This window comes from Herbidospora yilanensis (genome assembly GCF_001570565.1).
Classification (GTDB): Bacteria; Actinomycetota; Actinomycetes; order Streptosporangiales; family Streptosporangiaceae; genus Herbidospora; species Herbidospora yilanensis.
In genome coordinates this window covers 54,851-81,702 of sequence record NZ_BBXE01000013.1, presented here as the reverse complement: position 1 = coordinate 81,702, position 26,852 = coordinate 54,851, and the positions used below count along the sequence as shown (strand labels likewise).

Genomic DNA, 26,852 nt, shown 5'->3' with positions numbered 1-26,852 from the left:
TTCAGAAGGAGTAGCGGTCGTGTCCCGAATCCGGCACACCCGTCATCTGCCGGCTGTTGTCACCGCCGCCGGCCTTGTCCTCGCCCTGGCCGCGTGTGGCGGCTCGAACTCCGCCAACACGGCGGACGGCGCCGCCGCGCCGAGCGCCACCGCCGCGCAGCTCGACCCGAACGCCAATCTCACCAAGCAGAGCCTCACCTTCACCATCTGGGACGGTTACAGCCCCGAGGATCTGGACAAGCGCGTCAAGGAGAAGCTCGGCTTCACCATCAAGAAGGCCATCCACGACACCAACGAGACCGCGATGGCCAAGATCACCGCGTCCAAGGGTGAGGGTTTCGACGTGGCCTTCGTGTCGGGTCAGTACGCCCAGGCCCTCAACGAGGCAGGCCTGCTGGAGCCCCTGCACAAGGAGCTCATCCCGAACCTCGCGAACCTCTACCCCGAGGCCTCGAACCTGTCCTACGACAAGGGCAACAACTTCTCGGTTCCCTACACCTGGGGCACGACCGGCATCTGCTACCGGACCGACCTGGTGAAGCCCGCTCCCACGAGCTGGAACGATCTTCTCCAGCCGAAGCCGGAGTACGAGAAGAAGATCACCCTCATGACCACCGAGCGCTGGCTCGCGCTGCCCGCCCTCAAGGCCATGAACGCGTCGATCAACACCACCGACGACGCGGTGATCGCCAAGGCCAAGGAGATGCTGGAGGCCGCCAAGCCCAAGCTGCTGGCCTTCGACGACACCGACTTCGGCGCCAAGGTCACCAAGGGCGAGGCCGTCATGGCCGAGGCCTGGGACGGCTGGTGCCCCACCGGGGAGCCCAACGTCGGCTTCGTCGTGCCCAAGGAGGGCAGCGACCTCTGGGTGGACACGATGGTGATCCTGAAGGCGTCCAAGAACAAGGAAGCCGCGCACGCCTTCATCAACTTCATCCTCGACCCGGAGCAGCACGGCTGGGCGGCGACGAACATCCTGTACAAGGTTCCGAACAAGGCCGCGATGGAGAAGATCCCGGCCGACGTCCTCGCCTCGAACGAGCCGCTGAAGTACACCCCGGCCGATCTGCTGCAGGGCGAGTCGATCATCGACCTGGGCGCCGACTCGGTGAAGTACACGACCCTGTCGACCGAGGTCACCGCCGCGCAGTGACGCTGTGACGGGCACCGCGGCGGAGTCCCCGGGGGCTTCGCCGCTTTTCGCCGCGAGCGTTGGAACGATCGTTTACCGCGAGAAGAGAACCCATGTCTGCTGAGAAGCCGCTGACCGTCCTGTTCATGCCGGAGAGCGCGTACGGGCCCACCAACAACTGCATCGGCATCGGAGACGTCCTGCTCAAGCGCGGCCACCGTGTGGTGTTCGCGGCCGAGGCGTCGTGGAAGGGCAAGCTGACCGCCCTCGGGTTCGAGGAGGACCTGGTCGACCTCGCCCCGCCGGCCGACGACGCCGAGGAGCAGGACGCGGGCCAGTTCTGGAAGGACTTCATCCGCGACACCGCGCCCGAATACCGCAAGTCGACGCAGGAGCAGCTCGAGACGGTCACCAAGCCGATCTGGGACGCCCTCATCGACGGCGCGAAGTACTGCGAGCCCCAGCTCAAGGCGATCATCGAGCGGGTGAAGCCCGACGTCATCGTCGAGGACAACGTCATCACCTTCCCCGCGCTGCTCACCGCGGGCGTGCCGTTCGTGCGCATCATGTCGTGCAACCCGCTGGAGATGCGCGGCGAGGGCGTCGCCCCGGTCTTCTCGGGTCTCCCGGCCACCGGTGAGGGGTGGAAGGAGTTCAACGAGGAGTACGACCGCACCCACCGCGAGATCTGGACGGCGTACAACGAGTGGGTCGTGGAGCAGGGCGCCCCGCCGCTCCCGGACCTCGACTTCATCCACGAGGGGGACGCGAACCTCTACGTTTACCCCGAATTCCTCGACTACACTGTCGAGCGCCCGCTCGGGCCTTCGTGGACCCGGCTGGACTCGTCGGTACGCGAGACGGACGAGGACTTCACGTTGCCGTTCGAGCGCGGTGACAACGCGCTGATCTACTTCTCGCTCGGTTCGCTCGGCTCGGCTGACGTCGAGCTCATGCGCCGGGTGATCGACGTGCTGTCGCGTACGCCGCATCAGTACATCGTCTCCAAGGGCCCCCTCCACGAGGAGATCGAGTTGGCCTCCAACATGTGGGGCGCCGAGTTCGTTCCGCAGACGAAGATCATCCCGCTGGTCGACCTCGTCATCACCCACGGCGGCAACAACACCACCACCGAGGCGCTGCACTTCGGCAAGCCGATGATCGTGCTGCCGCTGTTCTGGGACCAGTACGACAACGCCCAGCGTGTCGACGAGAAGGGCTACGGCGTCCGCCTGGACACCTACAAGTTCTCCGACGAGGACCTCATCGGCGCCCTCGACCGCCTGCTCGGCGACTCCGCTCTCCGCGCCGACCTGGCCGCGAAGGGCGAGGAGCTCCGCCGCCGGGACGGCCTCCGCGTGGCCGCGGACGTCATCGAGAAGGTCGCGGCCAAGTAATAAGCACCAATCGCACTGAATGTCCGATTCGGCGATCCGGGTGTAATTCGCTGATCTGGTAACAGTGTGTTCCAATTTCTGGTGCCATAGAGGGCAACAGGTGTGACAGGCGAGAGGTTGTAAAAGCCAGTGACAACGCACGACCCGAGAGGTGGCCTCGGCATCGAGGCAGGCGTGCAGGAGAAGGCGGCGCCCGCCCCCGCCGCCAAAGCTCCAGGGGCCGCGTTCATGCGGCTGGGAAACTGGCGGGTGCGCTCCCGTCTCGTCGCCCTGATCCTGCTCCCGACGGTGGTCGGTGTCATCTTCGCGGCGGTGCAGCTCACCTCCGCGATCAACACCTCCGCCGAATACCGGAGACTGACCGAGGTGTCGCGGCTCGTGGTCCAGCTCGACGGGCTGAACCACGAGCTCGCCCAGGAACGCGACTACACGGCGCTGTTCATCCAGGACGGCCGCAGGAACAACCGGTTCGACGAGGTCCAGGACGTCTCCAGCAAGGTCGACGACCTTGCCGGCAAAGCGCTTGCCACGCTCCAGTCCCTCGACTCCAGCCACTCGACCCGTGTGCTCAGCCGGGCCGCGAAGATCGCCGGATGGCTCCGAGGTCTGGATGGTCTGCGCAAGGGTGTCCGTGACAACGACAGCGTGCCCGCCCGAGCGGCCATCGTCATGTACACGACGATGATCTCCGAGCTCACCTCGCTCCACGAAGACCTGATCCGCTCCGCCGGCTCCGACGAACGCCTGTTCGCCGACACCACCGCCCTGGCCGCCTTCACCCGGGCCAAGGAGGACATCTCCAAGAGCCGCGGCCTGCTGGCCATCACCCTCGCGAGCCGGCCGCAGCAGCGCAACGTCAGGTTCGACTACGACGACCTGTCCGACTTCCTGAGCGCCGGCCGCTCGCAGGACGTCCAGCTCGCGATCTTCCAGAGCGAGGCCTCGCCGGCCGACAGCTCGTTCTACCGCCAGACGGTCAAGGGCGAGATGACCGAGCGCGCCCACTCGATGCGCGCCGCCGCCCTCGCCCAGCTCCGCCAGTTCAACGGAGCCATCCAGGACCTCGACCGCACCCGCACCGACGACCTGCAGCGCTGGTTCGACTCGACCACCGCGACCATCGACCTCATGCGCGAGGTCGAGAAGCGGGTCGGCGACTCGGTCGTCAACCAGTCGGTCACCCTCCAGGACGCCGAGCAGCGCAGCGCCATCGTCTCCGGTGTGCTGATCGTGGTCCTGCTGCTCGTGGTCCTCGTCATCACCACCCTGGTCGCCGGTTCGCTCACCCGGCCGCTGCGCCGCCTGCGCCGCGAGGCGCTGGAGATCGCCGGTTCGCGGCTGCCCGACACGGTCCAGAAGCTGCGCGAGTCCGGCGAGGCCGCCGACCTGCCCGAGGTCGCCCCGATCGGCGTCACCACCTCTGACGAGATCGGTGAAGTGGCGCGCGCCTTCGACGAGGTCCACCGCGAGGCGATCCGGCTGGCCGGTGACGAAGCCCGTCTGCGGAGCAACGTCAACTCGATGTTCGTCAACCTCTCCCGCCGCACCCAGACGCTGGTGGAACGCCAGCTCTCCCTCATCGACGGCCTGGAGCAGGGCGAGCAGGACGAGACGCGACTGGGCAACCTGTTCAAGCTCGACCACCTGGCGACGCGCATGCGCCGCAACTCCGAGAACCTCCTGGTCCTCGCCGGCCAGGAACCCGCCCGCCGCTGGGGCCAGCCGGTCCCGATCGTCGACGTCGTCCGCGCCTCCCTCTCCGAGGTCGAGAACTACGAACGCGTCGCCATCCAGGTGCAGTCGGGCGCGGCCGTCGTCGGTCAGTCCGTCAACGACGTCGTCCACCTCATCGCCGAGCTGGTCGAGAACGCCATCTCCTTCTCCCCGCGCGAGACCCGCGTCACCGTGTCGAGCAACCGCATCGACGGCGGCGGTCTGATGATCTCCGTAAGTGACGTCGGCATCGGCATGACCGGCGACGAGCTCGCCGCCGCCAACTGGCGCCTGGCCAACCCGCCGGTCGTCGACGTGTCGGTGTCGCGCCGGATGGGCCTGTTCGTGGTCGGCCGCCTGGCCCTGCGCCACGGCATCCGCGTCCAGCTCCGCCAGCAGGACGTCGGCGGCCTCACCGCGATGGTGCTGCTGCCGGAGAGCCTGCTCGCCCAGCCCGCCGGGGCCTTCCCCGGCGCCCAGCAGGGCATGCCCGCCGGCGCCCAGCCCGCGCTGCCCGGCTCGCATACCGGTTCGTTCGGCGCCCCGGCCCCCGCCGCGTTCGGGCAGCAGCCCGCGCTGGCCAGCCCGACCCCGTTCGAGACGGTGCCGCGGCCCTTCGGCAGCGACGGTCCGCCCGACCCGTGGGCCGGCACCACCGGCGGCACGCCGTTCGACTCCTCGTTCGGCCAGCTCCCGCAGCGCAACCCCTTCGACAACCCCCCGGCCGGCAACACCCTGCCTCCCGCCGGGCCCCCCGCCACGCCGCGCAACCCCTTCGACCAGCCGGAGCGCGACCCCTTCGCGCCCATGCCGGAACGGGGCTCCTTCGACACCGGCCCGCGGATGTTCGGCGGAGGACCCAGCCCGACCGACACCGGTCCGTTCGACCGCACCGCGTTCGCGCGCGGCCCGCTCGACAGCGGCGCCTTCGAGCCGCCCGCCTACGACCAGCGCGGCTTCGACACCGGTGGCCACAACATGGGCGGCCACAACACGGGTGGCCACAACACGGGCGGTCACAACACGGGCGGTCACAACATCGGTGGCTTCCCGTCGGGCGGCTACCCGCATCCGGGTGCCAACGACACGCCGTGGCCGGGCCAGACGCCCGGAGCCGGCACCTCTGGATGGCCCGGCGGACCGGCCGAGAACGGTTCCTGGCCGGGCACGCCCGCTCAGCGCGGGCCCTTCGAACCTGATGTCGACAACACCGGACCGCTTCCCGCGGTCCGCAACTCGCCCCTCGACGAGATCGACGAGTTCCTGCCGATCTTCGCCGCCGTGGAGTCCGACTGGTTCCGGCGCGCGCCGGACCAGCCCGAGGTTTCCGGCGACGACGAGAGCCCCGGTGAGCGCACCGCGTGGTCGTCCCCCGCGGTGGACGCCGGCTGGCAGGCCGCCCAGGCGGCAGCCGAGCCCTCACTCGGCGGAATCACCTCGTCCGGCCTGCCGAAGCGGGTGCCCAAGGCCAACCTGGTGCCGGGCTCGGCCGATCTGGCCGCGTCCTCGGCTCCCGTGCCGGTGGCTCCCGCGCCGTCGTTGTCGCCTGATCGCGTGCGCAGCCGCCTGGCCAGTTTCCAGGCCGGTGTACGCCAGGGCCGCGCGGTGGCGAGGGGAGACATCAGCGAGGAGCAGGGTTGGCCCGGGGCAAACCCCGCCCAGGGTCAGGGTCAAGAGACCGATAAGGATGAGGCATGAGGGAAATGAGCCAGGCCGCTCGCGGCGTCAATTGGCTGATCACAGACTTCGTGAACAACGTGCCCGGTGTGGCGCACACGGTTGTGGTCTCCGCTGACGGGTTGCCCCTGGCGTACTCGGAGGGATTCCCGAAGGATCGCGCCGACCAGCTCGCGGCGGTGGCCGCCGGGCTGATCTCGTTGACGCAGGGTGCCTCGCGGGTCTTCGAGGGTGGAGCCGTAACGCAGACCGTGGTCGAGATGCAGCGCGGGCTGCTGTTGATCATGTCGATCAGCGATGGTTCCTGTCTGGCCGTGCTCGCCGCGGCCGACTGTGACATGGGTCTGGTGGCGTACCAGATGACGCTGCTGGTCGAGCGGGCGGGTCAGGTCCTGACCCCGGCCGTCCGCGCCGAGCTCCAGGCTTCCCACCCCCGTTGATCGAGATTAGGAGGTCGCCGTGGCAGGCGGCTGGACAGGTGAGCCCCCGGCGGAGCAAAGTTCGCTGGTGCGCCCCTATGCGGTGACCGGTGGGCGCACGGCCCCGCGAGTTCAGCTCGCCATGGAGGCACTCGTCTCCTCTGTCATAGCGGCGCACGTGGACCTCTCGACCATGCCCCCGGAACGGCAGGCGATCACGTCGCTCTGCCGTCAGGTCAGGTCGGTCGCGGAGATCTCGGCCATGCTGCGCATGCCGCTGGGCGTGACACGTGTGGTCATCGCCGACATGGCGGCGGAGGGCCTGGTGCAGGTGCACCAGCCGCAGCTCGACGCGGGTAAGCCGGATCTGGGTTTGTTGGAAAGGGTGCTCAGTGGACTTCGCAGGCTCTAGCCGGGGCCTGACCTCGACGAAGATCGTCGTGGCGGGTGGCTTCGGCGTCGGCAAGACGACATTCGTCGGTGCGGTGTCGGAGATCGTGCCGCTCACGACGGAGGCGGTGATGACCGACGCCTCCGAGGGCATCGACGATGTCGGCCTGACACCGCACAAGACCACGACGACCGTGGCGATGGACTTCGGCCGGGTGTCGCTCGACCAGGATCTGATCCTCTACCTGTTCGGCACCCCCGGTCAGCACCGCTTCTGGTTCATGTGGGACGACCTGGTGCGGGGCGCCATCGGCGCCGTCGTGCTGGTCGACACGCGCCGCCTCGCCGACAGCTTCCCGGCCGTCGACTACTTCGAGGAGGCGCAGCTCCCCTTCGTGATCGGCATCAACGGGTTCGACGGCAGCTTCCCCCACGGGGAGAACGAGGTGCGCGAGGCGCTGTCGTTGTCGCCGCACACCCCGATCGTGCGCACCGACGCGCGGTCCCGTGACTCGGTGAAGAACACGCTGATCACCCTGGTGGAACACGCTTTGACGATGCGGGTCGCGGTCCCCGGCTGGCAGCGCTAGCCGGGGACCCCGGTCCCGTCTCAGTTGGGCACGGCCTCGATGACGCTGGCCCACCCGGGAAGCGGCAGGATCCGCGCCGTGGTGAGGCCGCTCTTCTCCAGCAGCGTCTGATATTCGGCGGGCGTGCGCTCCATGCCGCCGCCGGAGAGCGACAACATCCGGATGTCGCCGTCCTTGCCCACGTGGGGCGAGTCGTCGTCGCTCAGCACGATCTCCAGGATCAGCACCCGGCCGTCGTCGGGCATGGCCGCCCGGACGTTGCGCAGGATCCGCACGCTGTCCTCGTCGCTCCAGTTGTGGATGACGTTGGCCAGCAGGTACACGTCCGGGCCGCTCGGGATGTGGGCGAAGAAGTCGCCGACGACGAACTCGCAGCGGTCGGCGAGGCCCGCCTCGGTCAGCGCGTCGCGCCCGCTGCCGAGCACCCGCTCCAGGTCGAACAGCACGCCTTCGAGGTGCGGGTTGGCCCTGAGCAGCGCGCCCAGGATGTGCCCGCGCCCGCCGCCGAGGTCGATGACCTTGCGGGCGCCGCTCAGGTCGTAGTTGCCGGCCAGGCCGGCCGCGAAGGGCTCGGCGCGGACCGTCATGTAGTGGTCGAACAGCACGGCGATCTCGGGGTTGCGGCCCACGTACTCGTAGACGTGGCCGAACTTCTCCTTGAAGGCGCTCCTGCCGGTCCGGACCGTCTCCGGGAGCCGGCCCATGGCGTACCAGAAGGCCTCCTGGCCGACCATGCGCACGGCCGAGCGGACCGAACCCGGCACGTCCTCGCGCAGGAGGTGGCCCGACTCGGTGAGCTCGTATCCTTCGGGGACGCTGCGCAGGAAGCCCATCGACGCCACCTCACGCAGCGTCCGGTGCAGCGACAGCGGGTCGGCTTCGCAACGCTCGGCCAGTACGTCCGCCGTCAGCGGGCCGGCCGCGAGATGGTCGGCGCAGCCCAGCTCCGCCATCGTGGCGAGGGCGGCGAAGCGGGAGATCCCGTAGATCGCTTCCCATACCGGGGCGGCCGGGTCGTTCTGGGTCACCTGGTCTCCACTCCGTTTCGGTGAGGGGTCATGCCGCGGACGAGACGGCCGACTTCGGCGCGCAGCCGTACGAAGGCGTCGAGTTCGCGGGTGTGGATCTGGTCGCGCGGCCCCGGCAACTGGACGGTCAGGTCGCCCACCACCGTTCCGGGGGCCTTGCTGAGCACCACGACGCGGTCGCCGACGTAGACGCTCTCGTCGACGTCGTGGGTGATCAGCAGGATGGTCATGCCGTGGTGGGCGCAGACGCGGAGGGTCAGGTCCTCCAGCTCCTCGCGGGTCTGCGCGTCGACCGAGCCGAACGGCTCGTCCATCAGCAGCAGTTTCGGCTGGTAAGCGAGGGCGCGGGCGATCGACACCCGCTGCTGCATGCCGCCGGACATCTCCCACGGGAACTTGGCCGCGGCCCCGGCCAGGCCGACCTGTTCGAGGGCGGCCATGGCGGCGGCGTCGCGCCGCTTGCGGTCCAGGCCGCGGCGGCGCAGCGGCAGGCCGACGTTGGCCAGCGCCGACATCCACGGGTAGAGCGAGCGGCTGTAGTCCTGGAAGACCACGGCCAGGTTCTCGGGACTGCCGTCGACGGGTTTGCCGTCGAGCAGGACGGTGCCGCCGGTGGGTTTGATCAGCCCCGCGATCGACCGCAGCAGGGTCGACTTCCCGCAGCCCGACGGCCCGACGATGCAGACCACCTCGCCCTGGGCGACCTTCAGGTTGACGCGGTCGATGGCGCGGTAGGAGCCGTAGGTGTGGCTCAGATCGACTAACTCAAGCACCGGATCTTCCTAAACGTTGCGCCTGGCGTTGGCGTGCCAGGACAGGACGCGGCCCTCGGCGACGAGGAACAGGGCGTTGAACAGCAGCCCGAGCACGCCGAGCAGGACGATGTGCGCCCAGACCCCGGCGTAGTCGTAGGACTGCTGCGCGTAGAGCAGGCTGTAGCCGATGCCGCTGTTGCTGCCGACGAGTTCCGACACCACCATCAGGATCAGCGCCAGCGACAGGCTCAGCCGGAGGCCCGCGAAGATCTTCGGCATGGCTGAGGGCAGGATGACGCGGCGGAGGATGTCGTACCGGCTGAACTGGAAGACCCGTGCGGTCTCCAGGAAGCCCTTGTCCACCGCGCGGACGCCGTCGGTCGTGTTGACCAGCACCGGCCAGATGACGCCGAAGACGATGACGGCGAGCTGGGTGGGGGTGCCGATCTTGAACAGCACGAAGAAGATGGGCACCAGCAGCGGCGGCGGCAGCGCGCGCAGGAACTGCAGCACCGGGTCGGTGTATTCGGCCAGGCCGCGGATCCGGCCGAGGGCCACCCCGAGGGCGATGCCGAGCACGCCGGCGATGGTCCAGCCGGCGAGCAGCCGGCCCAGGCTGGGCCCGAAGGTGTCGAGCGCGCTGTCGGTCAGCAGGAGCTGGGAGACGGGGCCGCTCAGCCACATGTCGTAGAACTGGCCCACGATCCGGCTGGGCGGCGGGAAGAACGGCGATTCGGTCATCCGGGTGAGCAGTTCCCACAACACCAGCGTCACGGGCACGATCCAGAACCGGAGCACGCCGGAGGTCGCTCGTCTCACGTGGCGGCCCCCGCTCTGGCGCGGTGCCACCGGAACAGCCGGTTCTCGCCGGCCACGAGCAGCGCGTTGACCAGGATGCCGAACAGGCCGACCAGGATGGTCGCGCCGATCATCAGGTCGAGCCGGTTGCCGCTCTGCGCGATGGTGATGTAGACGCCGATGCCCTCGATGCCGCCGGCGATCAGTTCCGACGTCACCACCAGCACGATCGCGACCGAGGCGGCCAGCCGGATGCCGGTGGCGATGAAGGGCGCGGCGCCCGGCAGCACCACCCGGTAGGCGACCGACCCGGGGCCGAAGCCGAAGCTGCGCAGGGTCTCCTTGGCCAGCGGGTCGACGTCGCGCACGCCGTAGATGGTGTTGATGAGCACGGGCCACAGGGCGGCGTACACCGCCACCGTGATCCGCATGTGGGTGGTCTCCGAGTAGAGCAGGATGACCAGGGGGATCAGCGCGACCGACGGGATCGGCCGCAGGAACTCGATCAGCGGCCGCACCGCCACCTCGGCGGGTTTGACCATGCCGAGCAGCAGCCCGGCCGGCACGGCGATCGCGATCGTGACCAGCAGTGCCAGCGCCCACGTGGTCAGGCTCGACCGGGCGCTGACGAGGAACTCGGGGTCGGTCAGCAGTTCGCCGGCCCGCAGCAGGACGGTGGAGACGAGGGGCAGTCTTTCGGTGTCCCACGCGCCCAGTCGTCCGGCCGCCTCCAGAACGACGAGCAGCCCCGCGGTCCCGATGAGACCGCGGAGCAGGCTCGCCCCGTTTACCTTCGGCACGTCGTCACTGCGCGGGTGCGGCCGGCGCCATCAGGGCCTTCACGTCGAAGCCGGCCGGGATCATGCCGTACTCCGTCAGCGTGTCGGCGACCCGCTGGAGACGGGCCTCGCTGAGCGAGGTGGAGTAGGTGCCCAGCGCGATGACGGCCGCGGTGGCGGCGTCGATCTTGGTGTACTTCGGCAGCGCCTCCTCCACGACCTTGCGGTCGGAGGCGGCCAGGTTCTGCGCCTTTCGGAGGGCGCGCTGGAAGGCGGCGACCGTCTTGGGGTTCTCGCTGGTGAACTTGTCGGTCATCACCCAGCCGGCGATGGGGAAGTTCTCCAGCGGGCCGGCCATGCTGTCGGCGACCTTCTTGGCGCCGGCCTTGGCGTTGGCCGAGATGAACGGTTCGGCGACCCAGATCGCGTCGACGGTGCCGGTCTCCAGCGCCGCGCCCATCTCGGGCAGCGGCATGGCGACGTACTGCTCCTTCTCGTTGATGGTGACGCCGGCGACCTTGGCGGTCGCGGTCACCGCGAGGGTGCCGATCGCGTTGAGGGTGTTCACGGCGATCTTCTTGCCGGCGAGGTCGGCCGCGGTGTTGATGGCGGCGTTGTCACCCTTGGCCATGATGACGAAGTTGTCGGGGGCGGCCTGGTAGCTGTCGGCCACCACCTTGAACTTGCCGGCGCCCGCCTGCTGGGCGAGGAACAGCGCGACGTAGTTGCCGAGCATGGCGTCGAGCTGGCCCGCGACGAGCTTGGGCGTGGCGGCGGCGCCGCCGACCTCGACGGAGATCTTGACGTCGAGGCCCTCTTCCTTGAAGAAGCCCCGGTCCAGGGCGATCTGGATGGGCGCGGCGTCGGGCACGGCCACGACGCCGATCGTCAGCGCGGTCTTCTCCAGGCCGCCGGAACCGCCGGTGGCGGTGGCCTCGGGCTCGCCGCTGCCGCAGGCCGAAAGGGTCAACGCAGCCAGCACGCCCACGATGAGCGTCCGGCCCGCAAATAGGCGCCTCATTGGTTGAGTCTCCTTAGATGGGGGGATCGCACCCGCCCATGGCCGAAGATCGCGGGGCCCGGCGGGCGACGGCGAAGACTGTATCGGTTCGAAATCACCATCAACAGGAATAAGAGCACTATGTCACCAAACTTGTAAATAAATAAGGTCCTGTGACTTTTGGGAGGTTAACGGAAGTAGTGGGCGTTTGGACCGGTCCATCGAACCGCCGGGCCTGATCCCTGGATTGGGGCGTGGGTTGACCAGCGCTGCGGCAAGTATGTGATGAATCGTCATCTCTGGACCGGTCCAAAACCAATGTGACTATTGGTGGACCTCCTAGTCATATGCTCCAATTGCCCCTGGCTTATGGGAGGTATCCCGAAGAAAATTGAAATTTCTTTATCGGAAGGGTGCGGCCTGTGAGGACGGCAACGATCGAACGTGATCACCGCACCGCGCCCGAAGCGCCGCCGGAACCCCCGAGGGAGCCGGCCGCGCATCGGGACACGACATCCGGCCGGATGGCGTTGCACAACTGGCGGGTGCGTAACCGCCTTATCGCACTGATCATGATTCCGACCGTCGCGGCGGTCGTTCTCGGCGCCATGCGCGTCATCAGCGCGGTTACCAGTGCCGCGGAATATCAGCGGGTGAGTGACATCGCCGCGTTCACCGGAACGCTCGGCGAGCTCATCCACGAGATCGAACTCGAACGGGATTTGACAGTCCCGTACATCGTTAACAAACGAAGCCAAGAGTCCGACCTCAACCTAATCGACGCACAACAGAACAAAGTGGACGTGCTCGCCAAAAAGGTGCGAGACCGCGTACCGGAGATCGAAGGATCTCTTGGTGACCTCGGTAAAGAGAAGCTGGTCCGGGTGGACGGCCGTCTGTCCGAGCTTCCCAACCTTCGCGAGATCACGATCAAGACCCAGCTTCCCGCGCTGCCCGCGCTGGAGAAGTACTCCCTCGTCATCGGCGACCTGCTGCGTTTCTACGAAGAGGTCGGCCAGGCCGGCACCGACGAGGCCATCGACGGCACCGCCGCCGCGCTGACCGCGTTGGCCCGTGCCAAGAACGAGCAGTCGATCATGCGTGGCCTGCTCGCCCTCGGCATCGAGGTGCGAAACTTCACCCCGATCGAGCTCGACGCGGTGACCGCCGCCCGCAAGCGCTTCGAAAGCGAGATCGCCGCGTTCCGCGCCGCGGCCTCCCCGGCCGAACGGCAGCTCTACGCCGACACCGTGACCGGCAGCCGCATCGACCAGGCCGAGTTCCTGCGCGGCTCGGCGATGGAGCGCATCCGCCTCGACCGTCAGCTCGTCAACCTCGACGGCACCCCCGGCGAGGACTCGGAGATCTGGTTCGAGTCCAGCAGCTTCGGCATCGACCGGATGAACGAGGTCGAGAAGCAACTGGTCGGCTCGGTCGTGCAGCAGGCCGACGCGCTGGCCGCCGCCGACCAGCGCGGCGCGCTCGTCAACATCCTGGTCGTCGTGGTCATCCTGGCGCTGGTGCTGCTCATCACCACCGGGATGGCCCGCTCGCTCACCACGCCGCTGCGCCGGCTGCGGTCGGAGGCCCTGGAGATCGCCGGGCACCGGCTGCCCGACCTGGTCCAGCGCCTTCGCGAGTCCGACGCCGCGCACGACTCGGTCCCGCACGTCGCCCCCATCGGCGTCAGCGGCGCCGACGAGATCGGTGAAGTGGCGCGCGCCTTCGACGAGGTCCACCGCGAGGCGGTCCGGCTGGCGGGTGACGAGTCACGCCTGCGCAGCAACATCAGCGCGATGTTCGTCAACCTCTCCCGCCGCACCCAGACGCTGGTGGAGCGGCAGATCGCCCTGATCGACGGCCTGGAGCAGGGCGAGCAGGACGAGGCCCGGCTCGCCAACCTGTTCAAGCTCGACCACCTGGCGACGCGCATGCGCCGCAACTCGGAGAACCTCCTGGTCCTCGCCGGCCAGGAGCCCGCCCGCCGGTGGAGCCAGCCGGTGGAGGTCACCGACGTCGTGCGCGCCTCGCTCTCGGAGGTCGAGGGCTACGAGCGCGTCGTCATCAACGTGCCCGGTGAGGTCGCGCTGGCCGGCCAGGCCGTCAACGACGTCATCCACCTGCTCGCCGAGCTGGTCGAGAACGCGCTGTCGTTCTCCGCCCGCGACACCCGCGTCATCGTGTCGGGCAACCGTATAGACGGCGGGGGAGTGATGGTGTCGGTGACCGACTCCGGCATCGGCATGAGCCCCGACGAGATCGGCGCCACGAACTGGCGGCTGGCCAACCCGCCGGTCGTCGACGTGTCGGTGTCGCGCCGAATGGGCCTGTTCGTGGTCGGCCGGCTCGCGCTGCGCAACGGCATCCGCGTGCAGATCCGCAACCACGACGGCGGCGGCCTGACCGCGATGGTGCTGCTGCCCGAGTCGCTGATCGCCGTGCCGCCCAGCGCGGTCCAGCAGAGCCAGCACTTCGGCAGCGGCGGGTACGCCCCCACGTGGACCCCTAAGGGCCAGCTTCCCCAGATGCCCCCGCAGCCGGAGACCACCGGCGGCTGGGGTCCGCCGCAGCTCGGCTCGACGGGCGGACGGCCCGCGCTGCCGTCGCCCGGCCCGCTCGGACCGTCGACGGGCCCGTACAACACCCAGCCCCCGCCCTCCCACCACACGGGTCCGCAGCACACGGGTCCCCAGCACGCCGGTCCGCAGCACACGGGTTCTCAGCACACGGGTCCCCAGCACACCGGTCCCCAGCACACGGGACCGCAGCCGTCGATGTTCGGCCCGCCGCCCCGGCAGCAGGGATCGCCGCAGACCGGGCCGAACGGTGCTCCGGGAGGTCAGCCCAGCATGTTCGGCCCGCCGCCCCCGTTGCCGCAGCAGCCCGGGAACCCGCTGCCCCGGCGCAAGTTCGACTCGGCCCTGGGCGGTCTGTCGGGCCTGAGCGAACGGGACGCCGACGTCACCGGCCCGCTGCCGGCGGTCCGGGAACCCGCCGGACAGGACCGGCCCGAGGAGTTCCTGCCGATCTTCGCCTCGGTCGAGTCGGCGTGGTTCAAGAAGCCCGCCGAGGAGAACAAGGCCGAGGACGTCTGGAAGGAGTCCAAGGCCGACTCCGCGTGGGGGGTCGCGGCCGCGATCCAGCAGCCCCAGTTCGAGGCCAGCACCTCCGCCGGCCTGCCCAAACGCGTACCCAAGGCCAACCTGGTCCCCGGCTCCGCCGAGCCGGGCCGGCAGGCGGCCGCCTCACCACCGCCGTCGCTCTCCCCCGACCGCGCCAGAAGCCGGCTCTCCAGCCTCCAGTACGGCGTACGCCAGGGCCGTGCCGTGGCCCGGGGTGAGATCAGCGAGGACGAGGGTTATCCAGGAAGAGGGGAATGACCAGCGTGAGAGAGATGAGCCAGGCCGCCCGCGGCATCAACTGGCTGATCAACGACTTCGTGATGTCGGTGCCGGGCGTCGCCCACACCGTCGTCGTCTCGTCCGACGGCCTTCCGCTGGCCTATTCGGACGGATTCCCGAAGGACCGCGCCGACCAGCTCGCGGCGGTCGCGGCCGGGTTGATCTCGCTGACCCAGGGCGCCTCCCGGGTGTTCGAGGGAGGCCCGGTCACGCAGACCGTCGTGGAGATGCAGCGCGGACTGTTGCTGATCATGTCGATCAGCGACGGCTCCTGTCTGTCGGTGCTGGCGGCGGCCGACTGCGACATGGGATTGGTCGCCTACCAGATGACGCTGTTCGTCGAGCGTGCCGGTCAGGTACTCACGCCCGCGGTCAGGGCGGAACTCCAGGCTTCCAACCCGAGGAGATGACCATGGACTCGTGGGGGTCGCCGCCCTATGGGGGCGGCCAGCCGCCACCCCGCCCGGAGCCGGCCTCGCCGGTCCGCCCCTTCACCGTCACCGGCGGCCGTACGACACCGCGCATGCAGCTCGCGCTGGAGGCGCTGGTGTCGTCGGCCACGTCGCTGCAGCACGACCTGTCCCAGCGGCCGCCGGAGTACCGGGCGATCAGCTCCCTGTGCCGTCAGGTGCGGTCGGTGGCGGAGGTGTCGGCGCTGCTGCACATCCCGCTCGGGGTGATCCGCGTGGTGATCGCGGACATGGTCGCCGAGGGCCTGGTGCACGTGCACCAGCCGCAGTTGGACGCCGGGATGCCGGACTTGGGCTTGTTGGAAAGGGTGCTCAGTGGACTTCGACGTCTATAGTCACGGCGGCGGCGCGAGCCGCGGCCTGACCTCGACGAAGATTGTTGTGGCGGGTGGCTTCGGGGTGGGCAAGACCACCTTCGTCGGGGCGGTCTCCGAGATCGTCCCGCTGACGACCGAGGCGGTGATGACCGACGCCTCCAAAGACATCGACGACGTCGGGCTGACACCCCACAAGACCACGACGACGGTGGCCATGGACTTCGGCCGGGTGTCGTTGGAGGAGGATCTGATCCTCTACCTTTTCGGCACCCCTGGTCAGCACCGTTTCTGGTTCATGTGGGACGACTTGGTGAGAGGCGCCATCGGCGCCATCGTCTTGGTGGACACGCGGCGGCTGGCCGACAGCTTCCCCGCGGTCGACTATTTCGAGGAGGCCCAGCTCCCGTTCATCGTGGGCATCAACGGCTTCAACGGCCTCTACCCCCATGCGGAGGACGAGATCAGGGAGGCGCTCACCCTCTCGGCCCACGTCCCGATCGTCCGCACGGACGCCCGGTCCCGCGATTCGGTGAAGAACGCCCTGATCACGCTGGTGGAGCACGCGCTCACCTCGCGTGTGGGCGGTCCTCGCTGGTGAGCGGATAGGCTTGGGGGGCCGGGGGTAGTCCCCTGATCCACGACGATTCCCTTCGAGGCTGGCCAATCACGTGTTCGAGACGCTTTCCGACCGGCTGACTTCGGTCTTCTCCTCGCTCCGGTCCAAGGGCAGGCTTTCCGACGCCGACATCGACGCGACCTGCCGTGAGATCCGCATCGCCCTGCTCGAGGCAGACGTAGCGCTGCCGGTGGTCAAGGACTTCGTGGCCCACGTCAAGGAGCGGGCCCGGGGAACCGAGGTCTCCCAGGCGCTGAACCCGGCGCAGCAGGTCGTGAAGATCGTCAACGACGAGCTGATCGAGATCCTCGGCGGCGAGACCCGCCGCCTGCGCCTGGCCAAGACCCCGCCGACGGTCATCATGCTCGCCGGTCTCCAGGGCGCCGGTAAGACCACCCTGGCCGGCAAGCTGGCCCGCTGGCTGCGCGACCAGAACCACGTGCCCCTCCTGGTGGCCTGCGACCTCCAGCGGCCCAACGCGGTGCAGCAGCTCTCGGTGATGGCCGAGCGCGCCGGCGTCGCCGTCTACGCGCCCGAACCGGGCAACGGCGTCGGCGACCCGGTCCAGGTGGCCCGCCAGTCGATCGACCACGCCCGCCGTCAGCAGCACGACGTCGTCATCATCGACACCGCCGGCCGCCTGGGCATCGACCAGGAGCTGATGGCCCAGGCCGCCCACATCCGCGACGCGGTCAGCCCCGACGAGGTGCTGTTCGTGGTCGACGCCATGATCGGCCAGGACGCCGTCACCACGGCGCAGGCGTTCATGGACGGCGTCGGCTTCGACGGCGTCGTCCTCACCAAGCTCGACGGCGACGCCCGGGGCGGCGCCGCCCTGTCGGTGCGCCACATCACCGGCCGCCCGATCATGTTCGCGTCCACGGGTGAGAAGCTCGAGGACTTCGACGCCTTCCACCCCGACCGCATGGCCGGCCGGATCCTCGACATGGGTGACATCCTCACCCTGATCGAGCAGGCGCAGCGCACGTTCGACGAGGCCGAGGCCGCCAAGATGGCCGGCAAGCTGGCCTCGGGCGACGACTTCACGCTCGACGACTTCCTTGAGCAGATGATGATGGTGCGCCGCATGGGCCCCATCAAGAACCTGCTCGGCATGATGCCCGGCATGGGGCAGATGCGCGACCAGCTCAACCAGGTCGACGACAAGGACCTCGACCGGGTCGCCGCCATCATCCGGTCGATGACCCCGGGCGAGCGGTCCGAGCCGAAGATGATCAACGGCTCCCGCCGGGCCCGCATCGCGCGCGGTTCCGGCGTGAGCGTCACCGAGGTCAACAACCTGGTGACACGCTTCTTCGAGGCGCAGAAGATGATGAAGCGCATGTCGCAGGGCATGGGCATCCCCGGCATGCCGGGGGGCAAGCGCAACCAGAAGCAGGCCAAGCCGAAGAAGGGCCGGCGCGTGAGCGGCGACCCGCGCAAGGCCGGTCTGCCGAAGGAGCCCGCCGCCGACGCGCCGGCCAAGCAGCCGGGCGGCATGCTGGGCAACCTCAACCCCGGCAAACTGCCCAAGGGCCTGGAGCTGCCGCCGGGGTTCGACCCGTCGAACTTCAAGCTGCCCGGGCAGAAGTAGCCGCTCAGATCTGGCACAATGTCATGTTGGAACATCGTGGTCCGGCGGGCGCCCTCTAATCCCCGCCTCCGCGCCTGTCCCTGGAGTGGCCGCCACCTCGTGCCCCACTCGATGTGACGCCGCTCATCCATTTTTGAAGCAGGAGAGACCACACCCGTGGCAGTCAAGATCAAGCTCAAGCGGCTCGGCATGATCCGCAACCCGCAGTACCGCATCGTCGTCGCCGACAGCCGCACCAAGCGTGACGGCCGTGCGATCGAGGAGATCGGGCTGTACCACCCGAAGGAGCACCCCTCGCGCATCGAGGTCAACTCCGAGCGGGCGCAGTACTGGCTGGGTGTCGGCGCGCAGCCGACCGACCCGGTCCTGAAGCTCTTCAAGCTGACCGGTGACTGGCAGAAGTTCAAGGGCGAGGCCGCTCCGGCCCCGCTGCTGGTCGCCGAGGCCGCCGCCGACCGTCACGCCGCCTACGAGGCCGCCGCCAAGGAGGCCCTGTCGGCCGACACCGGCGCCGCCACCACGCCGCGGAAGTCGAAGAAGGCCGAGCCCAAGGCCGAGACCGCCGCCGAGGCGCCCGCCGAGCCCACCTCGGAAACCGAGGCCTGACGTGCTCGAGGAGGCCCTCGAGCACCTCGTGAAGGGCATCGTCGAACATCCCGACGAGGTCCGCGTTCGCGCGCGGAAGATCCGCACCGGGCGTGTCCTGGAGGTGCGGGTCCACCCCGAAGACCTCGGCAAGGTCATCGGGCGCGGGGGCCGCACGGCCAAGGCGTTGCGCACCGTCGTCAACGCCCTGTCCGACGGCAAATACGTGCGGGTCGACCTGGTCGACCTCAACGAGGCCCGCTGAAGCAGCCCGTCATCCCGGGAGACCGTATCGGTCTCCCGGGATCGTCGTTTCTGGAGAACTTCTTATGCAGCTCGTCGTCGGCCGGATCGGCCGTCCCCACGGCGTCCGCGGTGAGGTGACCGTCGAGGTACGCACCGACGAGCCGGGGGAGCGGTTCGCGCCCGGCGCGCGGCTGACCACCGACCCGGCCTCCCGTGGTCCGCTCACCGTCCGCCACTCCCGCTGGCACAAGGGCATCCTGCTGCTGTCGCTCGACGGCGTCGACGGGCGGGACGCCGCCGAGGCGCTGCGCGACACGATGCTCGTCATCGACTCGGCCGACATCGCGCCCTCCGACGACCCCGACGAGTTCCACGACCACCAGCTCATCGGGCTGGCCGTGGTGGACACCGAAGGCGAGAGCCTGGGCGAGGTGACCGACGTGCTGCACCACGGGCAGGACCTGCTGGTGGTCAAGCGGCCCGGCCGCGACGACGCCTACGTGCCCTTCGTGAAGGCGCTGGTGCCCGACGTCGACCTGGCGGCCGGGCGGCTGGTCGTCTCCGCGCCTCCGGGCCTGTTCGACCTCGACGCCTGACATGCGCATCGACGTCATCTCGATCTTCCCCGAGTACTTCGCGCCCCTCGACGTGTCCCTGATGGGCAAGGCGCGCGCCAGGGGCATCCTCGACGTGCGCCTCCACCAGTTGCGGGAGTGGGCGCACGACGTGCACAAGACCGTCGACGACACCCCCTACGGGGGCGGGCCGGGCATGGTCATGAAGCCCGAGATCTGGGGCGCGGCCATCGACGACGTGGTGGCGAGCGGCGAGGGCCTGCCGCGCCTGATCGTGCCCACCCCGAGCGGGCGGCCGTTCACGCAGGCCGTGGCGCTCGAATACGCCGCCGAGCCGTGGTTGTTGTTCGCGCCGGCCCGCTACGAGGGCATCGACAGCCGGGTCATGATCGAGTACGGCCCCCGCCTGCGGCTCGACGAGGTCTCGATCGGCGACTACGTGCTGGCAGGGGGCGAAGCGGCCGTGCTGGTCATGGTCGAGGCCGTCGCCCGGCTGCTGCCCGGGGTGCTCGGCAACGCCGTGTCGGCCGTCGACGACTCGTTCGCGCCCGGGGCCATGGAGAACCTGCTCGAAGGCCCGGTGTTCACCAAACCGCCCGTGTGGCGCGGCCACGAGGTGCCGGAAGTGTTGCTCTCGGGCCACCACGGCAAGATCGCGCGGTGGCGCCGGGACGAGGCGCTGCGCCGAACCCTCCGCAAGCGCCCCGAACTGATCGAGCGCGGGGAGTTGTCGCCCGCCGATCTCCGGGCGATCGAGTCGTTTCGCGCCGATGGCGATCCTGTGGCAGACTGAAGCGCTGAATGCCTGCCGTTCGCAGGTTAGTCGTGCCCGCGTCCTTCTCGACGCCCCGCCTCGCAGGGGACGGACGGACCTCCGGGCGCTCTCTCAACTGATGAGGAACCTCAGTCATGCACACGCAGATCCAGGAGCTCGAGAAGGCTGCCCTCCGCAGCGACATCCCGGCGTTCCGCCCGGGTGACACCCTCGAAGTGCACGTCCGTGTCGTCGAAGGCAACCGCTCCCGAATCCAGGTCTTCAAGGGCTTCGTGCTGCGCCGCCAGAACGGTGGCCTCCGTGAGACGTTCACCGTTCGCAAGATCAGCTACGGCGTCGGCGTCGAGCGGACCTTCCCGGTGCACAGCCCGGTCATCGAGAAGATCACGCTGGTGACCCGTGGCGACGTCCGCCGCGCCAAGCTCTACTACATGCGTGAACTGCGCGGCAAGGCCGCCCGCATCCGCGAGCGCCGCGACGCCCTGCCCGCGAAGTAAAGCGGCATTTCCCTGCAAGCCCGTGCCTGACCGGCACGGGCTTTCGCAGTTTTGGCGCACCGAAGCCGAGTCGGCGACGTCGCGTACTGTGACCATGATTTAGGCTCGTCTAGGCACGCGCGGGCGCGCCGCATCTCTTGACTTCCCAGACCAGGACGGGGTGGACGTGGTCGCCGAAGACACCCATCAGAACGCCAAGCCCGGTAAAGACAAAAAGGGCGGCTCGTTCTGGCGTGAACTGCCCGTCCTGATCGTGGTGGCGCTGGTGCTCGCCCTGCTGATCAAGTCGTTCGTGGTCCAGGCGTTCTACATCCCGTCGGAGTCGATGGAGAACACCCTCCTGAAGAACGACCGGGTCCTGGTCAACAAGCTCGTCTACCGCGTGCGTGACATCGAGCGCGGCGACATCGTCGTCTTCTCCGGCGTCGACTCCTGGGCCGGCGAGGTCCAGTTCGACCCGCCCGCCAACCCGGTCGCCGGGTTCTTCCGCTGGGTCGGCACCGCGTTCGGCGTGGTCCCCGGCGAGAAGGACTACATCAAGCGGGTCATCGGCGTCCCCGGCGACAAGGTCAAGTGCTGCGACGAGGGCCGCATCACCGTCAACGGGGTGCCCCTCGACGAAGAGAGCTACCTCTACCCGGGTGACGTCCCGTCACTGGGGAACTTCGAGATCGACGTGCCCCCCGGCCGCCTGTGGGTCATGGGCGACCACCGCTCCGTCTCGCTCGACTCGCGCGCCCACGGCGGCGACCCGGGCGGCGGCGCCATCCCGATCGACCAGGTCATCGGCCGCGCGTTCGTGAAGGTCTGGCCGTTCGACCGGGCCGGGATCCTGCCGATCCCCGAGACGTTCGGCCAGAAGGGCCTGGCCGCCGCGGCGGGCGCGGCCCCGCTGCTGCTGGGCTTCGCGGGGGCCTTCCCGCTCATGGCCCTTAGGCGCCGCATACGCGTCAAGCGGTAGTCTTCGCTCCCGTGGCCGTCGCAGAAGAAGAGACCAACGCCTCCGGCAAGCCCGAGGAATCCGGCAAGCCGGAGAAAAAGAAGAAGTCCGCCCTCCGGGAGACGATCACCTTCACGATCGGCGGCATCGTCGTCGCCCTCCTGGTCCACTTCTTCGTCATGCGGTCGTTCTGGATCCCGTCGGAGTCGATGGAGAACACCCTGCTGGTCAACGACCGGGTGGTCGTCCTCCAGTTCGGCTCCATCGACCGCGGCGACATCGTCGTCTTCAAGGGCTGGGACGGCGAAGACACGATCAAGCGGGTCATCGGCAAGGGCGGCGACACCGTCAAGTGCTGCGACGACCAGCGCCGCATCACGGTCAACGGCACCCCGATCGAGGAAGAGGGCAAATACCTCTACCCCGGCGACTACGCCGGCCGCACCTTCGAGGTGAAGGTGCCCGCGGGACGGTTGTGGCTGATGGGAGACCACCGGTCCAACTCGATGGACTCGCGGTCCTACATCGACGACGAGTTCAAGGGAACGATCTCCGAAGACGACGTCATCGGCTTCGCCTTCGCCCGTTATTGGCCGCTTGACCGGCTCAGTCTCATATCGCGACCGGACACCTTCTCCAACGTCCGGTGATGGGGCGTACGCTGCTTCTGTCATGACAGTCGCTTACCGTCCGCGCCCGAGCGTGGTCCGCCGTGACTCCGGCCTCTACGGCTACGAGCGCGCCCTGGCCCGCCGGGGCCTCAAGCCCGTCGCCGGCGTCGACGAAGCGGGCCGTGGCGCCTGCGCCGGCCCGCTGGTGGTCGCCGCCGTGGTCCTCGGACGCGAGATCGACGGCCTCAACGACTCCAAACTGCTGACCGAGGCCCGCCGCGAGGAGCACTACGCCAGGATCATGGCGACCGCGAAGGCCGTCAGCGTCGTCGTCATCCCGCCCGCCGAGATCGACCAGCGCGGCCTCCACAAGTGCAACGTGGCGGGAATGCGCCGCGCGGTCGCCGGGTTGGGTCTCACACCCGGATACATCCTGACCGACGGATTCCCGGTCCCCGGCCTCCCGGCGCCCTCGCTCGCCGTCTGGAAGGGCGACCAGGTGGCCGCGTGCATAGCGGCCGCGTCCATCATCGCGAAGGTGACCCGGGACCGCATGATGACAACCCTGCACGAATCATTCCCCCAATACGGTTTCGCCGGGCATAAGGGCTATGTGACCAGAGACCACAGAGCCGCCCTCGCGCATCACGGGCCGAGCCAGCACCATCGGTTCTCGTTCGTGACAGTGGCTCGGACGATGCCGGGTATGAGGATGCGGGAGAATGAACCAGGGGCCGAAACGGGGTTGGGAACAGGAGGACCGGAATGAGCGCGGAGGATCTCGAGAAGTACGAGACCGAGATGGAGCTGCAGCTCTACCGCGAGTACCGCGATGTGGTCGGTCTGTTCACGTACGTCGTCGAAACCGAACGTCGGTTCTACCTGACGAACTCGGTCGACATGGAGGTGCGCACCGCTGAGAACGGCGAAGTCTTCTTCGACGTGAAGATGCAGGACGCATGGGTGTGGGACATGTATCGACCGGCGAGATTCGTGAAGAACGTGCGAGTGGTGACGTTCAAGGACGTGAACGTCGAAGAGCTCGCCAAGCCTGACCTGGAGATGCCGAAGGAGGGCTTCTCGAGCTGAGGTTGCGCTTCCCGGGGCCGGGTCCGCTTACTGCGGGCCCGGCCCTTCGCTTTTCCACAGGCCCGGGGTTGTCCACAGGCGGTCGCGGGGGAGTTCGCGGCGGGACGGGGTCTGCCAGCGTTGGCCGCATGGGAGCGGCGAAGGACGAGCTCGGCCGGGCCGGTGAGGAACTGGCCGCCGGATATCTGGTGGGCGAGGGGATGGAGATCCTCGCCCGGAACTGGCGGTGCCGGGAGGGCGAGATCGACATCGTCGCCCGGGACGGGGCGGTTCTGGTGGTCGTGGAGGTGCGGACCCGCTCTTCCGGGGCTTATGGGTCGGCGTTCGCTTCCGTGACCGAGGCGAAGCTGGCGCGGTTGCGGCGGCTGGGTGCTCGGTGGCTGGCGGGGCAGTTCGAGCGGTTCGCGTCGGTGCGGATCGACGTGGTGGCGCTGGACGGGTTCGCGGGGACCTTCTCGATCCGGCACGAGAAGGGGGTGTTCTGATGACGCCCTTTGCCGGAAGGAGCTCGCGATGGGCTGGGCCATATAGCGAGCGTCGTGGGAGGCGTCCAGATCAAAGCGGCTGCGGTGGCGGTCGCGGAGCGACCGGGGCCGGGGGCGGGGCTGCGGTCGCGGTCGTCGCCATCACGGTCGCTGTCGTGGCGGGAGGCGGCGGTCGGCAGGTGCGTCGTCTACACGCGTCCTGTCAGCGGCGCTTTCATCTCGGATGCGGTGGGTTCTCGCTGACGGTCTTCTTCCCCGGGCTGTGACGGGGCTGTTTCTTTCCGGTGGTCGCGGGGGTCGCCTTCGGTGGAAGGCGTGAGGGGTGTTCGATGCCTGTTGCACGTACGCGGTCCGCCGCGCTGGTCGGGGTGGCGGGGCACACGGTCGAGGTCGAGGCCGACGTCGGCCGGGGGCTGGTCGCGACCCACTTCATCGGGTTGCTCGACACGGCGATCAGCGAGGCCAGGGACCGGGTCAGGTCGGCCCTGCTGAACAGCAGGTTCGACTGGCCCGACGCCCGCGTGACCGTCTCGCTCTCGCCCGCCTCGCTGCCCAAGAAGGGCTCGTCCTTCGACCTGGCCATCGCCATGGCCGTGCTGGGCGCGGCGGGGATGGTGCCGCCCGAGCGGATCGCGGAGCCGTTCTTCCTCGGCGAGCTGGGCCTCGACGGGCGGGTGCGGCCGGTCCGCGGGGTCCTGCCGGCCGCGCTCGCGGCGGTCGCCGCCGGGGCGCGGACGATGGTCGTGCCGGCCGCGAACGCCGCGGAAGCGGCCCTCGTGCCGGAGCTGGCCGTGCTGCCGGTGGCCTCGCTGGGGGAGCTCGTGGCGATCCTGCGGGAGGGCGACGCGCGGGCGCGGGCGCCCTACTTCGACCCGATGGAGCTCGCCGTGCCCGCCGAGGAGAAGACCCTCGATCTTGCCGAGGTCGCAGGTCAGGCACAGGGTCGGTGCGCTCTGGAGATCTGCGCCGCCGGGGGTCACAACCTGTGGTTCCTCGGCCCGCCCGGCACCGGCAAGACCATGCTGGCCGAGCGGCTGACCACGATCATCCCGCCGCTCGACCGTGAACAGGCCCTTGAGGTCACCGCGATCCACTCCATCGCCGGTGCCCTCCCCATTGGCCGCCCCCTGCTGGCCCGGCCGCCGTTCGTCGCGCCCCACCACACCGCCTCGGCGGCGGCGGTGATCGGCGGCGGGACCGGCCAGATCCGCCCCGGCGCGGTGTCGCTGGCGCATCGCGGCATCCTGTTCCTCGACGAGGCGCCGGAGTTCTCCGCCCGGGTGCTCGACTCGCTCCGCCAACCGGTCGAGTCGGGCCAGGTCACGGTCTCAAGGGTGAACGGCTCGGTGACGTTCCCGGCCCGTTTCACGCTGGTGCTGGCCGCCAACCCGTGCCCATGCGGGCTCAGCGGGGAAGCCGGGCGGTTCTGCACCTGCACTCCGGCCGTCCGGCGGCGCTATCTGTCCCGCCTGTCGGGGCCGCTGCTCGACCGGGTCGACGTGAAAGTACGGCTCGCGCCGCCCACCCGGGCCGAGCTCCTCGCCGACCGCGCGCTCACCGAATCCAGCGCCACCGTCGCCGAACGGGTCGTGGAGGCCCGGGAACGGGCGGCCGACCGCCTGGCCGGCACCCCGTGGCGCCTGAACGCGGAAGTCCCCTCGTCGTTACTGCACGGCGGCTGGCGCCTCGACCACCGGGTCCTGGCCCCGCTGCACCGGGCCGTCGACCTGGGCACCCTCAGCGCCCGCGGGGTCGACCGCGTGCTCCGGGTGGCCTGGACGATCGCCGACATCAGCCGGCGTCCCCGGCCGTCGGCCGACGAGATCTCACTGGCACTCACGATGTGGATGGGAGAAGAACTGTGACCCTTGACCGGGCCGCACGAGCGGCCTTGACCCGGATCGCCGAGACCGGCGACGAGACCATGGGCCGCCAGCTCGCCGCTCACGGCGCGGAGGCGGTTGTGGCCGGCATCCGTGCCGGAACCCTCGACGGGGTCGACGAACGCAAGGCGGCGGCCTGGCGGATGCGGGCCCTGGCCGCAGGCGACCCCGACGACGACCTGGCCCGGTTCCGGTTCGTCATTCCCGGCGACCCCGACTGGCCGGATCAACTTGACGACCTGCGCGACGCCCGTCCGATAGGCCTGTGGGCCGACGGCAGAGGCGACCTGAGGCGGGCCTGCACCCGCTCGATCGCGCTGGTCGGGGCGCGGGCGGCCAGCGCCTACGGGGTGAACGTGGCCTCCGAACTGGCCTGCCGCCTGTCCGACCGGGGCTACTCGGTGATCTCCGGGGGCGCGTACGGCATCGACGCCGCCGCCCACCGAGGCTGCCTGGCCGGCCCGTCGCCGACGGTCGCGATCCTGGCCTGCGGCGTCGACGTCCCCTATCCGGCCGCCCATCAGGACCTGTTCGCCGCCATCCGGGAGGAGGGCCTGATGATCAGCGAATCGCCGCCGGGGGTGAACCCGACGCGGTTGCGCTTCCTCGTCCGGAACCGGGTCATCGCGGCGCTGTCGCGGGGGACGGTGGTCGTGCAGGCCGCTCCCCGCTCGGGAGCGTTGAACACCGCCCACCACGCCTTTCAGCTGAACCGCCAGTTGATGGCCATACCGGGCCCGGTGACCAGTGACGTATCGGCCGGCTGCAACAACCTGATCCGTCTCGGAAAAGCGGTGTGCGTGACGTCGGCCGACGAGATCCTGGAACAGGTCGGCCAGGCCGGAGACGACATCGCCCCCATCCCCAAAGGCCCGGTCACCCCTCGCGACCTGCTCAGCCTGGAGTCCAAGCGCATCCTCGACGCGATGCCGGGCGGGCTCGGGGTGATCGGTCCGGCCGAGGTGGCGCTCAAGGCCGGTCTGTCCCTGCCGGTGGCGCTGGGCTGCCTGGGTGGTCTGGAGGCCGCCGGCTATCTGAAGCGGGAGGGGAACGGTTGGCGGCTGACCGCCAGAGGAAGGGGAAGATAGAC

At 69.3% G+C, this 26,852-nt stretch carries 28 protein-coding genes; 23 read left to right on the top strand and 5 right to left on the bottom strand.

The window, feature by feature from the left end:
* The first annotated feature begins 19 nt into the window (after nucleotides 1-19).
* The 6 genes from AW273_RS00450 to AW273_RS00425 all read left to right on the top strand — a co-directional run bounded on the left by AW273_RS00450 (nucleotide 20) and on the right by AW273_RS00425 (nucleotide 7,318).
* Nucleotides 20-1,153: a polyamine ABC transporter substrate-binding protein gene (locus AW273_RS00450; RefSeq protein WP_083949407.1), complete on the top strand. Its 1,134-nt coding sequence runs from the start codon at nucleotides 20-22 to the stop codon at nucleotides 1,151-1,153.
* Nucleotides 1,154-1,245: 92 nt separating this feature from the next.
* Nucleotides 1,246-2,529, top strand: a complete 1,284-nt coding sequence (locus tag AW273_RS00445) for a glycosyltransferase (RefSeq protein WP_062344075.1) — start codon at nucleotides 1,246-1,248, stop codon at nucleotides 2,527-2,529.
* A gap of 129 nt (nucleotides 2,530-2,658) precedes the next feature.
* A complete protein-coding gene (locus tag AW273_RS00440) occupies nucleotides 2,659-5,940 on the top strand; it encodes a sensor histidine kinase (RefSeq protein WP_157555498.1) in 3,282 nt (1,093 codons plus the stop codon).
* Nucleotides 5,937-6,359 (top strand): roadblock/LC7 domain-containing protein, encoded by a 423-nt coding sequence (locus AW273_RS00435; protein WP_061296951.1) that lies wholly within the window; start codon nucleotides 5,937-5,939, stop codon nucleotides 6,357-6,359. The genes AW273_RS00440 and AW273_RS00435 overlap by 4 nt, the downstream gene beginning before the upstream one ends.
* Before the next feature lie 19 nt (nucleotides 6,360-6,378).
* Nucleotides 6,379-6,750 carry a DUF742 domain-containing protein gene (locus AW273_RS00430; RefSeq protein WP_030455649.1) on the top strand — a complete coding sequence of 124 codons (372 nt, stop codon included), beginning with the start codon at nucleotides 6,379-6,381 and terminating at the stop codon, nucleotides 6,748-6,750.
* 7 nt (nucleotides 6,751-6,757) lie between these two features.
* Nucleotides 6,758-7,318, top strand: a complete 561-nt coding sequence (locus tag AW273_RS00425; RefSeq protein ID WP_034385786.1) for a GTP-binding protein — start codon at nucleotides 6,758-6,760, stop codon at nucleotides 7,316-7,318.
* A 20-nt stretch (nucleotides 7,319-7,338) separates the two neighbouring features.
* Here AW273_RS00425 and AW273_RS00420 read toward each other — a convergent pair whose 3' ends face one another.
* From AW273_RS00420 to AW273_RS00400, 5 genes are read right to left on the bottom strand one after another with little or no spacing between them, the layout of a single operon-like run.
* Nucleotides 7,339-8,346: a methyltransferase gene (locus AW273_RS00420; RefSeq protein WP_062344071.1), complete on the bottom strand. Its 1,008-nt coding sequence runs from the start codon at nucleotides 8,344-8,346 to the stop codon at nucleotides 7,339-7,341.
* Nucleotides 8,343-9,119: an ABC transporter ATP-binding protein gene (locus tag AW273_RS00415; RefSeq protein ID WP_062344069.1), complete on the bottom strand. Its 777-nt coding sequence runs from the start codon at nucleotides 9,117-9,119 to the stop codon at nucleotides 8,343-8,345. Before AW273_RS00415 ends, AW273_RS00420 begins: the two co-directional genes overlap by 4 nt.
* Nucleotides 9,120-9,128: 9 nt before the next feature.
* Nucleotides 9,129-9,920 (bottom strand): ABC transporter permease, encoded by a 792-nt coding sequence (locus AW273_RS00410; protein ID WP_232326998.1) that lies wholly within the window; start codon nucleotides 9,918-9,920, stop codon nucleotides 9,129-9,131.
* Nucleotides 9,917-10,699 (bottom strand): ABC transporter permease, encoded by a 783-nt coding sequence (locus AW273_RS00405; protein ID WP_062344065.1) that lies wholly within the window; start codon nucleotides 10,697-10,699, stop codon nucleotides 9,917-9,919. The genes AW273_RS00410 and AW273_RS00405 overlap by 4 nt, the downstream gene beginning before the upstream one ends.
* A 4-nt stretch (nucleotides 10,700-10,703) precedes the next feature.
* The gene (locus AW273_RS00400) at nucleotides 10,704-11,699 is read right to left on the bottom strand and encodes an ABC transporter substrate-binding protein (RefSeq protein ID WP_062344063.1); all 996 of its coding nucleotides are present in this window, start codon (nucleotides 11,697-11,699) and stop codon (nucleotides 10,704-10,706) included.
* A gap of 503 nt (nucleotides 11,700-12,202) precedes the next feature.
* Here AW273_RS00400 and AW273_RS00395 point away from each other — a divergent pair.
* From AW273_RS00395 to dprA, 17 genes are all read left to right on the top strand, one after another.
* Nucleotides 12,203-15,058: a nitrate- and nitrite sensing domain-containing protein gene (locus AW273_RS00395; protein WP_062344061.1), complete on the top strand. Its 2,856-nt coding sequence runs from the start codon at nucleotides 12,203-12,205 to the stop codon at nucleotides 15,056-15,058.
* On the top strand, nucleotides 15,055-15,489 hold the full coding sequence (locus AW273_RS00390; RefSeq protein ID WP_030455657.1) for a roadblock/LC7 domain-containing protein: 435 nt from the start codon (nucleotides 15,055-15,057) through the stop codon (nucleotides 15,487-15,489). Before AW273_RS00395 ends, AW273_RS00390 begins: the two co-directional genes overlap by 4 nt.
* A gap of 2 nt (nucleotides 15,490-15,491) precedes the next feature.
* Entirely contained in the window at nucleotides 15,492-15,884 is a 393-nt protein-coding gene (locus tag AW273_RS00385; RefSeq protein ID WP_030455658.1) for a DUF742 domain-containing protein, read from the top strand.
* Between the two features lie 25 nt (nucleotides 15,885-15,909).
* Nucleotides 15,910-16,464, top strand: coding sequence for a GTP-binding protein (locus AW273_RS00380; protein WP_062336444.1), 555 nt, complete (start codon nucleotides 15,910-15,912; stop codon nucleotides 16,462-16,464).
* Between the two features lie 70 nt (nucleotides 16,465-16,534).
* Nucleotides 16,535-18,076 carry a signal recognition particle protein gene (gene ffh / locus AW273_RS00375; protein WP_062344059.1) on the top strand — a complete coding sequence of 514 codons (1,542 nt, stop codon included), beginning with the start codon at nucleotides 16,535-16,537 and terminating at the stop codon, nucleotides 18,074-18,076.
* Between the two features lie 156 nt (nucleotides 18,077-18,232).
* Nucleotides 18,233-18,682 (top strand): 30S ribosomal protein S16, encoded by a 450-nt coding sequence (gene rpsP, locus AW273_RS00370; protein ID WP_062336074.1) that lies wholly within the window; start codon nucleotides 18,233-18,235, stop codon nucleotides 18,680-18,682.
* Between the two features lies 1 nt (nucleotide 18,683).
* Nucleotides 18,684-18,926 carry an RNA-binding protein gene (locus tag AW273_RS00365; RefSeq protein WP_062336076.1) on the top strand — a complete coding sequence of 81 codons (243 nt, stop codon included), beginning with the start codon at nucleotides 18,684-18,686 and terminating at the stop codon, nucleotides 18,924-18,926.
* A 64-nt stretch (nucleotides 18,927-18,990) separates the two neighbouring features.
* Complete coding sequence (gene rimM, locus AW273_RS00360) at nucleotides 18,991-19,503, top strand: ribosome maturation factor RimM (protein WP_062344057.1); 513 nt, start codon at nucleotides 18,991-18,993, stop codon at nucleotides 19,501-19,503.
* 1 nt (nucleotide 19,504) lies between these two features.
* On the top strand, nucleotides 19,505-20,275 hold the full coding sequence (trmD, locus tag AW273_RS00355) for a tRNA (guanosine(37)-N1)-methyltransferase TrmD (RefSeq protein ID WP_062344056.1): 771 nt from the start codon (nucleotides 19,505-19,507) through the stop codon (nucleotides 20,273-20,275).
* 116 nt (nucleotides 20,276-20,391) lie between these two features.
* Nucleotides 20,392-20,754, top strand: a complete 363-nt coding sequence (gene rplS / locus AW273_RS00350; protein ID WP_062344055.1) for a 50S ribosomal protein L19 — start codon at nucleotides 20,392-20,394, stop codon at nucleotides 20,752-20,754.
* A 166-nt stretch (nucleotides 20,755-20,920) separates the two neighbouring features.
* Nucleotides 20,921-21,715 (top strand): signal peptidase I, encoded by a 795-nt coding sequence (gene lepB / locus AW273_RS00345; protein ID WP_232326997.1) that lies wholly within the window; start codon nucleotides 20,921-20,923, stop codon nucleotides 21,713-21,715.
* Nucleotides 21,716-21,726: 11 nt separating this feature from the next.
* Complete coding sequence (gene lepB / locus AW273_RS00340) at nucleotides 21,727-22,344, top strand: signal peptidase I (RefSeq protein WP_062344052.1); 618 nt, start codon at nucleotides 21,727-21,729, stop codon at nucleotides 22,342-22,344.
* A 22-nt stretch (nucleotides 22,345-22,366) separates the two neighbouring features.
* Complete coding sequence (locus tag AW273_RS00335; protein WP_062344050.1) at nucleotides 22,367-23,074, top strand: ribonuclease HII; 708 nt, start codon at nucleotides 22,367-22,369, stop codon at nucleotides 23,072-23,074.
* Nucleotides 23,071-23,394 carry a DUF2469 domain-containing protein gene (locus AW273_RS00330; RefSeq protein WP_030455669.1) on the top strand — a complete coding sequence of 108 codons (324 nt, stop codon included), beginning with the start codon at nucleotides 23,071-23,073 and terminating at the stop codon, nucleotides 23,392-23,394. Before AW273_RS00335 ends, AW273_RS00330 begins: the two co-directional genes overlap by 4 nt.
* Before the next feature lie 128 nt (nucleotides 23,395-23,522).
* Entirely contained in the window at nucleotides 23,523-23,879 is a 357-nt protein-coding gene (locus AW273_RS00325) for a YraN family protein (RefSeq protein ID WP_062344048.1), read from the top strand.
* Nucleotides 23,880-24,208: 329 nt separating this feature from the next.
* A complete protein-coding gene (locus AW273_RS00320) occupies nucleotides 24,209-25,744 on the top strand; it encodes a YifB family Mg chelatase-like AAA ATPase (protein WP_062344046.1) in 1,536 nt (511 codons plus the stop codon).
* Nucleotides 25,741-26,850 (top strand): DNA-processing protein DprA, encoded by a 1,110-nt coding sequence (gene dprA / locus AW273_RS00315; protein ID WP_062344043.1) that lies wholly within the window; start codon nucleotides 25,741-25,743, stop codon nucleotides 26,848-26,850. The genes AW273_RS00320 and dprA overlap by 4 nt, the downstream gene beginning before the upstream one ends.
* Nucleotides 26,851-26,852: the final 2 nt, after the last annotated feature.